This window comes from Thioclava sp. UBA3469, from assembly GCF_002378135.1.
Taxonomy (GTDB): Bacteria; Pseudomonadota; Alphaproteobacteria; order Rhodobacterales; family Rhodobacteraceae; genus Thioclava; species Thioclava sediminum.
Genome location: NZ_DFRG01000061.1, coordinates 1 through 12714 on the forward strand (window position 1 = coordinate 1; position 12714 = coordinate 12714).

The 12714-nt window shown below is 64.5% G+C and carries 11 protein-coding genes; 5 read left to right on the top strand and 6 right to left on the bottom strand.

The window, feature by feature from the left end; genetic code table 11:
- Together B3D39_RS05020 and B3D39_RS05025 are read right to left on the bottom strand one after the other, a co-directional pair.
- Positions 1 to 632 (bottom strand): inositol monophosphatase family protein (locus tag B3D39_RS05020; RefSeq protein ID WP_286789435.1); only part of this gene is annotated, 632 nt, incomplete at its 3' end.
- Between the two features lie 211 nt (positions 633 to 843).
- Entirely contained in the window at positions 844 to 1749 is a 906-nt protein-coding gene (locus tag B3D39_RS05025; protein ID WP_075773886.1) for a LysR family transcriptional regulator, read from the bottom strand.
- A 93-nt stretch (positions 1750 to 1842) separates the two neighbouring features.
- On the opposite strand from B3D39_RS05025, the gene metF reads away from it, so the two are divergent.
- Entirely contained in the window at positions 1843 to 2709 is an 867-nt protein-coding gene (metF, locus tag B3D39_RS05030; protein ID WP_078522446.1) for a methylenetetrahydrofolate reductase [NAD(P)H], read from the top strand.
- A gap of 75 nt (positions 2710 to 2784) precedes the next feature.
- On the opposite strand, the gene B3D39_RS05035 is transcribed toward metF, so the two are convergent.
- Complete coding sequence (locus B3D39_RS05035) at positions 2785 to 3774, bottom strand: carbon-nitrogen hydrolase family protein (RefSeq protein WP_274961545.1); 990 nt, start codon at positions 3772 to 3774, stop codon at positions 2785 to 2787.
- A 211-nt stretch (positions 3775 to 3985) separates the two neighbouring features.
- Here B3D39_RS05035 and B3D39_RS05040 point away from each other — a divergent pair, with 211 nt between their 5' ends.
- On the top strand, positions 3986 to 4477 hold the full coding sequence (locus B3D39_RS05040; protein ID WP_274961546.1) for a PaaI family thioesterase: 492 nt from the start codon (positions 3986 to 3988) through the stop codon (positions 4475 to 4477).
- Here the strand turns inward: B3D39_RS05040 and B3D39_RS05045 are convergent.
- Entirely contained in the window at positions 4379 to 5593 is a 1215-nt protein-coding gene (locus B3D39_RS05045; RefSeq protein ID WP_274961547.1) for a DUF2235 domain-containing protein, read from the bottom strand. The two genes, B3D39_RS05040 and B3D39_RS05045, sit on opposite strands and share 99 nt — an antisense overlap.
- Before the next feature lie 190 nt (positions 5594 to 5783).
- On the opposite strand from B3D39_RS05045, the gene B3D39_RS05050 reads away from it, so the two are divergent.
- Entirely contained in the window at positions 5784 to 8903 is a 3120-nt protein-coding gene (locus tag B3D39_RS05050; RefSeq protein WP_274961548.1) for a valine--tRNA ligase, read from the top strand.
- A gap of 189 nt (positions 8904 to 9092) precedes the next feature.
- On the opposite strand, the gene B3D39_RS05055 is transcribed toward B3D39_RS05050, so the two are convergent.
- Positions 9093 to 10388, bottom strand: a complete 1296-nt coding sequence (locus B3D39_RS05055; protein WP_274961549.1) for an MFS transporter — start codon at positions 10386 to 10388, stop codon at positions 9093 to 9095.
- Between the two features lie 148 nt (positions 10389 to 10536).
- Here B3D39_RS05055 and B3D39_RS05060 point away from each other — a divergent pair, with 148 nt between their 5' ends.
- Together B3D39_RS05060 and B3D39_RS05065 are read left to right on the top strand one after the other, a co-directional pair.
- Positions 10537 to 11646: a pyridoxal phosphate-dependent aminotransferase gene (locus B3D39_RS05060; RefSeq protein WP_274961550.1), complete on the top strand. Its 1110-nt coding sequence runs from the start codon at positions 10537 to 10539 to the stop codon at positions 11644 to 11646.
- 135 nt (positions 11647 to 11781) lie between these two features.
- A complete protein-coding gene (locus tag B3D39_RS05065) occupies positions 11782 to 11988 on the top strand; it encodes a hypothetical protein (protein ID WP_274961551.1) in 207 nt (68 codons plus the stop codon).
- On the opposite strand, the gene B3D39_RS05070 is transcribed toward B3D39_RS05065, so the two are convergent.
- Positions 11979 to 12714: pyridoxal-phosphate-dependent aminotransferase family protein (locus B3D39_RS05070; RefSeq protein WP_286789436.1), on the bottom strand; the 736-nt coding region annotated here is incomplete at its 5' end. The two genes, B3D39_RS05065 and B3D39_RS05070, sit on opposite strands and share 10 nt — an antisense overlap.

Sequence of the window (12714 nt, forward strand, 5' to 3'; positions counted from 1 at the left end):
TTCAGCCCGCGCTCCCAATAGCCTTCGTAGCGACCCGCCGCGACATAGGCCAGATCGAGCGAGGCCGCGCCCCAGCGCCGGACGCCCGCGCATTGCGGCATCAGCTTGGCAAGGTCCTTCAGTGTCGCCGGAAGCGTCGATTTGCCGCCGAAGGGCACGCCGGTCGCGAAGACCGATTCGATCATCTTGTGACGGCCCGAAACCCGCAGACGGGTGTCGTTCATGAAAGCGCCGAGGCCCTTCTCGGCGAAATACATCTCGTCTTTCGCCGCGTCGAAGACCACTGCCGCGATGATTTCGCCCTTATGCTCCAGCGCGATCGAGATCGCCCAGTGCGGCAACCCGTGCAGGAAGTTGGTGGTGCCGTCGAGCGGGTCGACGATCCAGCGGCGCGTCGGGTCGTCGCCCGCCTCTTCGCCGGTTTCTTCGCCGATCCAGCCATAGGAGGGGCGCGCGCCGCGCAGCTCGTCCTTGATGATCTTCTCGGATTCGCGATCGGCCTTCGAGACAAAATCGCCCGGGCCCTTCGAGGAGACCTGAAGGTTCTCGACCTCGCGGAAATCCTTGACCAGCGAGCGGCCTGCCTTGCGGGCGGCCTTGATCATCAGGTTGAGGTTTGCGCTGCCTTGCATCTCTGGGCTCCTTCGCGTTTCAAGCGGTCGCCTTACAGGGGTTGCGTGGAAAATCCAAGACCTTTGGCGCGTCAGGCAAACTGAGGAGGGGCTCTGCCCCGCTCGCTGCCAGCCCTTTGCTTGCGCTCCGGGCGTTCGGCGGGTCGTCCTTCCACTGGAAGGCCGCCATTTTCCGCCTCACCCCCCGAGATATTTCGGTCGAGAAGAAGGCTCAGGCGCGTTGCAGCTTCACCGGCTCGGTGCGCGCAAGGCGCAGGAAATGCGCCATGAAGGGCTGCGTCGCATCCTCGGACCGCGTCGCGGCATAGAGGCGCTTGGTCAGCCCGTGTTCGGTCACCGGCTTGGTGATGTAGTCGGGCTGGTATTTCACCTCGCGCAGCACCCAGTCGGGCAGCACCGCCACGCCGCGATTCGAGGCGACCAGCATCAGGATCACTGCGGTTAGTTCCACCTGCCGCACGGCTTTCGGCTCGACCCGGGCGGGCGTCAGAAGCTGCGTGAAGATGTCCGAGCGGCCCCGGTCGATCGGATAGGTGATCAGCGTCTGATCCGCGAAATCCTGCGCCTCGATATAGGGCTTCGCGGCCAGCGGAGAATTCGCGGCGGCGATGAAGGTCGGCGCGTAGTCGAAGAGCGGGTTGAAGGTGACGCCGTCGATCTTCTCCGGGTCCGACGAGATCACCAGATCGACCTCCTCGCGGCTCAGCGCGGGCAAGGCGTTGAAGGCCAGACCGGGCCGGATATCCACGTCGATATCGGGCCAGGCGTGGCGGAAGCGCTCCAATACCGGAAACAGCCAGTCGAAACAGGCATGGCATTCGATCGCGATATGCAGACGGCCCGCGCGACCTGACCGCAGCGCGTCGAACTCGGCCTCTGTCGCGGCGATCTCGGGCAGGATGCGTTCGGCCAGCCGCAGCAGCTTCTGCCCCGCCGCCGACAGCTTCAGCGGCTTCGAGCGGCGCACGAACAGCTCCACCCCAGTCTGGTCCTCGAGCCCTTTAATTTGGTGCGACAGCGCCGATTGTGTTATGTGCAGCACGTCCGCTGCCTTCGCGAGCCCCCCGGCATCGTGAATCGCCTTGATTGTGCGCAGGTGACGGAACTCGAGATGCATCTTGTTGTTACACTCATAACGATTTTGAAGATTATGAGTTTGTCTCACAAAGCCCGATCTGGCACAAGAGAGCGAACGAAAGGACAGATTCCCATGACGACGCCCAAGGTCAGCTTCGAATTTTTCCCGCCGAAGACGCTCGATGCGTCGTTCCGGCTGTGGGAAACCGCGCAGGTTCTGGCACCGCTGAAACCCGAGTTCACCTCCGTGACCTATGGTGCGGGCGGGACGACGCGCAAGCTGACCCATGAGGCGGTCGGCACGATCCACAAGAATTACGGCCTCAATGTCGCCGCCCACCTGACCTGCGTGGAAGCGACCAAGGCCGAGACGATGGAGATCGTGGACGCCTATGCCGAGGTCGGCGTGACCGAGATTGTGGCGCTGCGGGGCGATCCGCCGCAGGGCGCCAAGCATTTCACGCCGCATCCCGAGGGCTTCGCCTCTTCGGTCGAGTTGATCGAGGCGCTGGCCGAGGATGGCCGCTTCACGATCCGCGCGGGCGCCTATCCCGAACCGCATCCCGACGCCGCCGACAATATGGCCGACGTGCGCTGGCTCAAGCGCAAGGTCGAGGCGGGTGCCACCTCGGCGATCACCCAGTTCTTCTTCGAGCCCGAGACCTTCTTCCGCTTCCGCGACGCCTGCGAAAAGGAAGGGATCGACGCGAAGATCATCCCCGGCATCCTGCCGATCCAGTCGTGGAAAGGCGCCAAGAAATTCGCGCAAAGCTGCGGCACCTCCATCCCCGCATGGGTTGAGGAAGCCTTCGAGGCCGCGATCCGCGACGGGCGCGAGCATCTTCTGGCGACCGCGCTGTGCACCGAGCTGTGCGACAAACTGATCGAGGGCGGCGTGGAAGATCTGCATTTCTACACGCTCAACCGCCCCGGCCTGACCCGCGACGTCTGCCACGCGCTGGGTGTGACGCCCGATACGGTGCTGGAGAAAGTGGCCTGAAAGGGCACTCAAATGGATTGAACGGAGGGGCCCGGCTGGGCCCCTTTTTCTTTGGCGGCGGGCGGCCTCACCGTGTCAGTCGAAGGAAATGGGCGACTGCTTGGCTCGGTTGACGTTGAGAGTGAAAACATCCGGCCGGGCGTAATGACCACTAACATCGAATTTGCGGCGTGAAGCCCTGGCGGCATCCACGTCCACCGTCGCGACCAGCAGCCCCTTTTCCTTCCTCATCGGGCCCGCGTGCAAACTGCCGAAGGGTTTGTAGACCACCGCATCCCCGGGATTGATCCACTCGTTGTCGTCAGGGAAAAGCTCGTCACGATAGGGGAGATCCGCGGGCACGTCGCTTGCCTCGAGCGACGTGGCGCAGCCGAGAACCCAACATCCGCCTTCGCGCGCGATATGCTGCATTGTCGCCAGCCAGGTATCGCCGCTGTCCCAGGTCGGTGCACAATAGATGTCGATATTCTGGGCATAGAGCGCGAACCGCGCCAGCGGCATGTAGTTTTCCCAGCATATCAGGGCGCCCACACGCCCGACTGCGGTCTCAACGACCTTGAGGGTCGAGCCGTCTCCGAACCCCCAGACCATACGCTCGGGGTTTGTCGGCATCAGCTTTCGATGGTTGTTCAGAAGGGTCCCGTCGGCGTCGATGATCGCTGCGCTGTTGAAAAGCGTGCTGCCGCTGACCGCCCCATCCACCTCCTGATGGCCCATCACGACCACCATCGAATGCTCTTTTGCCGCTTCCTTTATCGGCGCAAGCTCGTCTTTGCTGAGATCGATCGAATTGGCCTGCGAAAGCGCGAAGAGATCGTCGGTCTTCTTCATCCCTGCCCCCGGCGGGAGCCGCCAGACGAAAGTGGGGTAGCCCGGCAACCATGTCTCGGGAAACACGATCAGTCGGCACGCCTGAGAAGCCGCCTCGGCGACCAGTTCGACCGCTCGCTCCAGAGACGCCGTCTTGTTCATGTAGACCGGCGGTTGCTGTACGATAGCAATTTGCATGAGATCGTCCTCCCAATGGCTGTTCGGCGCGCGGCCATCAAAACGGAAGACGGTCAAGACGCCCCACTCCGTCCGCGGAGTGATGTTCGAGAATAGCACAAGACGCCCATCCACCGGGGAAACCCCACAAGCACCCTTGGAGCGCCGCGCCTCGCGATGCTGACCCCGAGGGCAATGCTGCCCTTTGCGATGCGGATCGCAAACGCTCCCCCCCTTCCCTTTCCGGCCCATCGCGATAGCTTGTCGCCCGACCCAACAGGAGCCAGACATGCCCAATCAATATTTCGCCGAAGGACCCGACGATTTCCTCCCGCTCGAGGAAGTCCTCTCGATGTCGGGGCTCGACTACGTCCGCAAGATGGTTACCGGCGACGTCCCCTCGCCCACCGTGCAGAAGCTGATGGCCTATCGGATCACCGAGGTCGAGGAAGGCCGCGTCACCTGTCGCGGCACGCCGGGGCATCCGCAGACCAACGGTTATGGCGGAATTCACGGCGGCTGGTATGCGATGATGCTCGATACGGTCATGACCTGCTCGGTGATCACCGGGTTGAAGAAGGGTCAGACGCAGACGACGCTCGAATTCAAGGTGAACCTGATCCGCGCGATCAAGCCCGGCACCGAGGTGATCGGCGTGGGCCAGCTCGATCATATCGGGCGGTCAACTGGCGTCGCGCGGGGTGAGATCCGGGGCGCCGAGGATGGACGCCTCTACGCGACCGGCACCGCCACCTGTTTCGTCATGACGCCCGAGCTCTGAGGCCGGCGCGGGGCCGCGCGCGAGGCGGCGGATTTCGGGGCGCAGAATGCGCGGTCGGAAAATCGCGCGGGAGCCTTCGGGCAACACGACGCTCTCATGCAGCCCCTCGGAGGGGTCACGGCCCACGACACGCGGCGCGCGCAGCCAGAACAGCTTGCTCCAGCCAGTCCATGTGCCGACGGATGGCGCATTCGGATCGCGCGGAAACTCCGCCTGCCAGCCGGGCGGCAGGCTCAGGCCCAGCGACTCGGCGCGTTCCAGCATCCACACGAGCGGGATATTGGCGAGCGGCCGGGCATCGCCGAAGTGGCCCAGCATCCCGCCGATATCGCCATGCGCGCCGCGAAACCAGCGCTGCTCGATCCGGGTCGCGGGAGGATCTGCCTCCACGTCGTCGCTTTCCCAGACCAACGGCTCCAGCACCGAGCGCCGCTCGTCGATCGCGAGCGCCTGAAACCCGTGGCGCACATGATCGCTCAGGTGGTGGTCGTGAAACCGCACGCGCTCTTCGCTGACGATCCAGAAGAACGGCACGCGAATGCCCAGCGCCTGCACCGTGTCGAACGCGCCGACCATCTCGATCTCGACGTTCTCATGGCACAGGCTGTTGCGGAAGCTTTGCAGGATGTCCGCGGGCGTCTCTTCCTCGTAATGGCGCCATGCGAGGCGGGTGTTCCGCTCGATCGCATGTTCGGGACGCAAGAGGCCGATCCGCCCGATCATCCCCGCCAGCGAGCGAGCCGCGAAGGCGCCCCGAGAATAGCCGATCAGGAAAATCCGATCCCCCGGACGGTAGCGCATCGCGAGCCAGCCATAGGCGCGCGAAATCTGCTGGTTCACGCCCCAGCCGAACCAGACATCCGACATGTCGTGCCAGTCCCGCCAGCGCAGCCCGCGCCCGTAATAGACCGACACTTTCGGCGCGGCCCGGCGCAGGAAGCGATAGATCAGCCCGATCGAGGTGAGGCGATCAGCGCGCAGCGAGCCGAGCGTCCCGTCGAGCAGCACGACATGATCCACCGGCCCGCGGCCTGCACCTGCTGCCGCACGCGCCTCGGCCCGTTCCGGGCTGCGGCGACGCAGGGCAGAGATCACACGCTCGAAGAGACCGCGCATATCAGCGCTCCTCAGATAAGTTGGGCTTATACTATCCAATGTAGGATAAGTTTCTCTTATCTTCAGGGGCAATCGCGGCAGTTTGTTGACCCGATCGTGCCCGCCGCGCTTTTTGGACCGGCGCGCACGGGGTTTTCCTTGTCGCCTGCGCGGGCTAAACAGCCCTCAAGCCGAGCCAAGGATGCCTGACATGACGATGGACAAGACTTTCGATGCCGCGAGCGCCGAGCCGCGGATCTACGCGAAATGGGAAGAGGCCGGAGCCTTCAAGGCCGGGGCCAACGCATCGCGCGACGAGACCTTCTGCGTGATGATCCCGCCGCCCAACGTGACGGGCGCGCTGCATGTGGGCCACGCCTTCAACAACACGGTGCAGGATATCCTCGTGCGCTGGCACCGGATGCGCGGGTTCGACACGCTCTGGCAGCCGGGTCAGGACCATGCGGGCATCGCGACCCAGCTGATGGTCGAGAAGGAACTGGCAAAGACCCAGCAGCCCAAGCGTGTGGAGCTGGGCCGCGAGAAATTCCTCGAGAAGGTCTGGGAGTGGAAGGGCGAATACGGCTCGACCATCATCAACCAGCTCAAGCGTCTCGGCTCGAGCTGCGACTGGTCGCGCAACGCCTTTACGATGTCGGGCGCGCCCGGTGCGCCGGAAGGCAACGAGGGCAATTTCCATGACGCCGTGATCAAGGTCTTCGTCGACATGTACGAGAAGGGCCTGATCTATCGCGGCAAGCGGCTGGTGAACTGGGACCCCCATTTCGAGACCGCGATCTCCGATCTGGAAGTGGAGAATATCGAAGTCGCCGGTCACATGTGGCACTTCAAATATCCGCTCGCAGGCGGCGAGACCTATACCTATGTCGAGAAGGATGAGGACGGGAATGTCCTCTTCACCGAAGAGCGCGATTACATCTCGATCGCCACCACCCGCCCCGAGACGATGCTGGGCGACGGCGCGGTTGCGGTGCATCCCTCGGATGAGCGTTACGCGCCGATCGTCGGCAAGCTCTGCGAGATTCCGGTGGGCCCGAAAGAGCATCGCCGCCTGATCCCGATCATCACCGATCAATACCCCGATCCCGAATTCGGCTCGGGCGCGGTGAAGATCACCGGCGCGCATGACTTCAACGACTACATGGTCGCCAAGCGCGGCGGCATTCCGATGTATCGCCTGATGGACACCAAGGGCGCGATGCGCGCAGACGGTCTGTCCTACGAGGAATGCGCGGCCCGCGCGATGGACATCTCGAAAGGCGCGGAGTTCACCGAGGCCGAGATCGACGCGCTCAACCTCGTGCCCGAGGAACTGCGCGGGCTCGACCGGTTCGAGGCGCGTGAAGCCGTGATCCGTCAGATCACCGACGAAGGCCTCGCGGTGACGACGACCAAGACCGTCACCGACGAAGACGGCAACGAGACGGAGACCACCGTCGCTTACGTCGAAGACAAGCCGATCATGCAGCCCTTCGGCGATCGCTCGAAAGTGGTGATCGAGCCGATGCTGACCGATCAGTGGTTCGTCGATGCCGAAAAGATCGTGGGCAAGGCGCTGGATGCGGTGCGCAACGGCGACACCGTCATCATGCCGGAAGCTGGCGAGAAGACCTATTTCCACTGGCTCGAAAACATCGAGCCGTGGTGTATCTCGCGCCAGCTCTGGTGGGGCCACCAGATCCCGGTCTGGTACGGTCTGGACATGGACGCGCCCGATTTCCGCGATGACGAAGGCGACGGCACGATCGACCTCGTGGAGATGGGCCGTCTGCTCGTCGAGACCAAGATGGTCCATCGCGACGACCGCTATCACTGCGCCTCCGATTTCGAGAGCGTCATCGGCTGGTTCAAGGCACAGAATGCCGAGCTGCCGACGCCGCTGAACGTGGCGCGCATCGTCGAGGTCGAAGACCGTCACAAGGCGATCGAAGTGCTTGCCGCGAGCCTCGCGCAATACGAGATGACCGAGGATCCGACGCAGCTCGTTTACCCGGTCTGGCGCGATGCCGATGTCCTCGACACCTGGTTCTCGTCGGGGCTCTGGCCGATCGGCACGCTCGGCTGGCCCGAGGATACCGAGGAGATGCGCAAGTATTTCCCGACCGATGTCCTCGTGACCGGCTTCGACATCCTGTTCTTCTGGGTGGCGCGGATGATGATGATGCAGCTGGCCGTCATGGATCAGGTGCCCTTCCACACCGTCTACCTGCACCAGCTCGTCCGCGACGAGAAGGGCAAGAAGATGTCGAAGACGACGGGCAACGTGATCGACCCGCTCGAGATCATCGACGCTTACGGCGCGGATGCGCTGCGCTTCACCAATACCGCGATGGCGGCGATGGGCGGCGTGCTGAAGCTGTCCGAGGAGCGCATCAAGGGCTACCGGAACTTCGGCACGAAGATCTGGAACGCGACGCGCTTCGCCGAGATGAACGGCGTGTTCGAAGGCCCGGTCGTGACCGAGATCCCGCAGCCCACCCACACGGTGAACCGCTGGATCATCGGCGAGACCGCGAAGATCCGCGAGCAGGTGGACGAGGCCTTTGCCGCCTATCGTTTCAACGACGCGGCGCTGGGGCTTTACGGTTTCGTCTGGGGCAAGGTCTGCGACTGGTATGTCGAGTTCGCCAAGCCGCTGTTCGACGGTGAGCATGCCGAGGAAACCCGCGCCACGATGCGTTGGGTGCTCGATCAGTGCTACACGCTGCTGCACCCGATCATGCCCTTCATCACCGAAGAGCTCTGGGAGCTGACCGCTCCGCAGGGCGACCGCGCGAAGATGCTCGTCCATGCCGACTGGCCGGATTACAAAGCGGCAGATCTGGTGGACGAGGCCGCCGACCGCGAGATGAACTGGGTGATCGACCTGATCGAGGCGATCCGCTCCTCGCGCACGCAGATGGGCGTGCCGGTGGGGCTGAAACTGCCGATGGTTCTGGCCGAGGCCGATGATGCCGCGCGCGCGGCGCTCGCCAATAACGAGGCGCTGATCTTCAAACTGGCGCGCATCGAGAGCATCACCGAGGCGCCGATCCCGAAAGGGGCGATCTCGATCCCGGCGCAGGGCGCGCTCTTCGGTCTGCCGCTCGAAGGCGTGATCGACATCGCCAAGGAGAAGGCACGTCTGGAGAAGGCTCTGGGCAAGATGGAGAAGGAAATCGGCGGCATGAAGGGCCGTCTGAACAATCCGAAATTCATCGCCAATGCCGATCCCGAGGTCGTCGTGGAAACCCGCGAGAACCTCGCCCGCGCCGAGGAAGAGGCCGAGAAGGTGCGTCAGGCCGTGGCGCGTCTGGCCGAGATGGGCTGAGCGAGGCCTTTAGCGATCAGGGCCGCGCCTGACCCTCGGGTGGGCGCGGCTCAACATGTGAGGTCCGCACTTTATCTCACAAGCCCGAACGACGGATGAGCGCGCGCGACATCGCAATGCGCCCTCCCGTGGGGAGGGTCGGGCGCGGCCCGGGGCTGGTCGCCCCGCGCCATGAGCTGAGCGGAGACCTTACTCCGACACTTCCTTCATCGTGAAGGCCACGCCCGAGGCGACCACGCAGATCCCCGCATAGACGATCAGCACCATTTCCGGCCCCGCCATCGCGAGCGCCGAACTTGCCGCGCCGAAGGCCAGCAGCATCACCCCCACGGTCGTGTTCGACACCGCCGTATAGGCCGCGCGGTCATCCTTGGGCGACATATCCACGAGGTAGGTCGAGCGGCCCAGCCGCACCCCCTGATAGCCGATCATCAGCCCGAACAGCGCCACCGGCGACGCCCAGATCGTGCCCATCAGCCCCGACCAGCCCAACACCACCGCCAGCGCCAGAAACGCGGCTGCGACCAGCCCGGTGAAGATCAGCACCTTGCGCGAGGAGCGATCCGCCAGCCGCCCCCAGATATAGGAGCTCACCAGCGAGGCCAGCGCCGAGGCCAGCACCATCGCCCCCAACGCGCCGAACCGGTTATCGCCCGCCTGGGCCGCGAGCAGCACGATATAGGGCGGCGCGAGCGCGGTCGGCAGCAGCAGCACCCGCGCGATCACAAACTTGCCCAGATCGGTGTCCTTCCACAGCAGGCTCAGCTCGGACAGGCCGATGCTGCCCTTGTCTTCGCCGGGCTGATCTTCCTCGCGCAGCGTCGAGAACAGTGCCGCCGCCGCAACCCAGAGCACGGCCGCCAGCGAGATCGCCCCGATCACGAGGCTCATCCGCTCCACCACGCCGCTCATCAGAATGATCGCGAACAGGATCACCCCGGCGGCAGAGACGCTCGTCGCGATCCCGGTCGTCGTGCCGCGCCGCGTCCGGTCCACGGTCTTGCCCAGCACATCCTTGTAGCTCACCGAGGACAGCGAGCGCGCAATGGCCAGCACGCCCAGCGCTACAAGCATCGCAAGCCCTGCGGCCATCCCCTGCATCGTCAGCGCGATCACCACGATCGCCGCCGCGGCCAGCCCCTGGATCAAGCTCCCCGCCGCCCAGGCCCATTTGCGCTGCGGCATCTGGCGCACATGCGGCGCGGTAAAAAGCTGCGGCAGGAGCGAGCCCGCCTCGCGCACCGGCACCAGCCAGCTGACCAGCGCTGCGGGCGCGCCCACCGCCTGCATCAGCCAGCTCAGCACCAGTTTCGGATCGATCAGCCCGTCGGCGAGCTTCGTCATCGACAACGAGCCGACATGGCGCAGGAAGCTGCCAGGTTCATGCTCGGCGGCGCTCTCGCTCAACTCCTTCACATTTCCCGGGCGGTCCCCTGTCAGCGTCTCGAACAGGGAGGTGGAGAAAGAGGTGTCGCTGGCGCTCATCGGCTGGCTTCCCAAACATATGTGATTTTTAAAGATTACGCTGGGACAAGCCCTTAGCCTAGTCCCCGGTTCCGGCGTTCCGGCTCCCCTCGCTACCTATTGAAGCGCCCTCTTGCCGCACCCGCGCTTTGCGCTTACGCCTGTAGCCATGACCGGACCCCGATATACCCGCCTGATCGACAGCCTTCCCGCCACCGTGCCCTTCGTCGGGCCCGAGGAACACGAGCGCATTGCCGGTCGCCGCTTCACCGCGCGACTGGGTGCGAATGAAAACGGCTTCGGCCCCTCGCCGCGCGCGATTGCCGCGATGGCGGCGGCGGCAGGCGATGTCTGGAAATACGGCGACTCGACCAGTTTCGAGCTGCGCACGGCGATTGCCGAGCATCACGGTGTCGCGGTCGAGAATGTGCTGGTCGGTGAAGGGATCGACGGGCTCCTGGGCTATCTCTGTCGTCTGGTGATCGAACCCGGCGACCCGGTCGTCACCTCGGAAGGCGCCTATCCGACCTTCAACTACCATGTCGCAGGCTTTGGCGGAGTGCTGCACAAGGTTCCCTATGCCGATGACCACGAAGACCCGCAGGCGCTGATCGCGAAGGCAGCGGAGGTGGACGCGAAGCTCGTCTATATCGCCAATCCCGACAATCCGATGGGCACCTATCATCCGCGCGAGACGATCGAGGCGATGATCGAAGCCGTGCCCGAAGGCACGCTACTGGTGCTCGACGAGGCCTATGTGGAATTCGCCGACGAGGGCACCGAGGCGCGCATCGCCGCCGACGATCCCCGCGTGATCCGGATGCGCACCTTCTCGAAGGCGCATGGCTTGGCGGGCGCGCGCGTGGGCTATGCCTTGGCCGCGCCCGAGCTGATCGCGGCCTTCGACAAAATCCGCAATCATTTCGGCATGTGCCGGATTTCTCAGGCCGGTGCGCTGGCCGCTCTGCAGGACAAAACGTGGCAGGCCTATATGCGCCTTCTGGTGGCAGGCGCGCGCGACCGGATCGACACCATCGCACGCGAGAACGGGCTGAGAACTCTGCCCTCGGCCACGAATTTCGTCGCCGTCGACTGCGGGCAGAACGGCGATTTCGCAAGGGCCGTACTGCAGGAACTGGATGCGCGCGCGGTGTTCGTGCGGATGCCTTTCGTCGCCCCGCAAAATCGCTGCATCCGGGTTTCAGTCGGACCGGAGGCCGAGCTCGACGCCTTCGCTGCGGCTCTGCCCCACGCGCTGAAAGCCGCCCGCGCGCGCTGAGCCGCGCGCCCTCTCGGACACAATTCCGCCGATCAAATCGGCAAAAAAGCACCGGCGTCGATACGTCTCGCCGCAAGGTGAGTTGCGCCGACTCGGGGGCGCGCCCATGTTTTGCTCAACAACAGGAGCAGACCCATGAGCCGCAAGACTCGCAACGCCCGTATCGCAATGCTCAGCCCGCTGGCCTTTGCCCTGGCCTTCGGCGCTTATGCAGGCAGCACACAGACCAGCCGAGAGATGAAGCTCTCGAACACGCGCGACGAAGCCCCGCAGATTTCACGCGAAGCCTCGGAAGAGGTCGAACAGCTCACCGACTGGCTGGAGCGTCACGGTCAGGCCTGACCGGCGCCTTTCGCAATCGCGCCGGCCGCCGCGGCGATGCCGCCGGGGTTATGCGGGATTTTCAGCGCCTGCATTCCGGCCTCCATCGTCGCCAGCGCGCCCAGCGTCATATGGGCGTTCACATGGCCCATATGGGCGACCCGCAGGAAATCGTTGGCCTCGGGCGTGCCGGGTTCGGCCATCCCGAGCCCGATCCCCAGCGTCACTCCCGCCTCGCGTTCGAGCCAGCTGCGCAGCCGCTGGGCATTGCCCGCCCCGATCCGCGCCGCAGTCACCGAATGAGCGCGATGGGCCGGGTTCGCGATATTGAGCGCGATGTCACCCTCCTGCCCCCACGTCTCGAAAGCCGCCCAGACGGCGGAGGCGAGCGTCGCGTGACGCGCCCAGATATGGGTCAGCCCCTCTTCGTCGAGGATCATCTTGAGCGATTCATCGAGGCCAAAGAGGTGATGGGTCGGCGAAGTGCCCCCGAAATACTGATAGACCATTTCGGGGAAAGCACGCGGCTGCCAGTCCCAATAGGGCGTGACCAGATCGGCCTCGCGGCTCGCGGCCAGCGCCTTGTCGGAGAACCACACGAAGCCCAGACCCGGCGGCACCATCAGCCCCTTCTGGCTGGCGGCGACCATCACGTCGACGCCCCAATCGTCCATCCGGAACTCGTCGCATCCCAGAGAGGCGATGCAATCGACCATCAAGAGCGCTGGGTGGCCCGCCGCGTCGATC

Excerpts from the sequence above, each read along its gene's own strand:
- B3D39_RS05025 (WP_075773886.1), bottom strand. The coding sequence starts at position 1,749 with ATGCATCTCGAGTTCCGTCACCTGCGCACAATCAAGGCGATTCACGAT.
- metF (WP_078522446.1), top strand. The coding sequence starts at position 1,843 with ATGACGACGCCCAAGGTCAGCTTCGAATTTTTCCCGCCGAAGACGCTC.
- B3D39_RS05040 (WP_274961546.1), top strand. The coding sequence starts at position 3,986 with ATGCCCAATCAATATTTCGCCGAAGGACCCGACGATTTCCTCCCGCTC.
- B3D39_RS05045 (WP_274961547.1), bottom strand. The coding sequence starts at position 5,593 with ATGCGCGGTCTCTTCGAGCGTGTGATCTCTGCCCTGCGTCGCCGCAGC.
- B3D39_RS05050 (WP_274961548.1), top strand. The coding sequence starts at position 5,784 with ATGACGATGGACAAGACTTTCGATGCCGCGAGCGCCGAGCCGCGGATC.
- B3D39_RS05055 (WP_274961549.1), bottom strand. The coding sequence starts at position 10,388 with ATGAGCGCCAGCGACACCTCTTTCTCCACCTCCCTGTTCGAGACGCTG.
- B3D39_RS05060 (WP_274961550.1), top strand. The coding sequence starts at position 10,537 with ATGACCGGACCCCGATATACCCGCCTGATCGACAGCCTTCCCGCCACC.
- B3D39_RS05065 (WP_274961551.1), top strand. The coding sequence starts at position 11,782 with ATGAGCCGCAAGACTCGCAACGCCCGTATCGCAATGCTCAGCCCGCTG.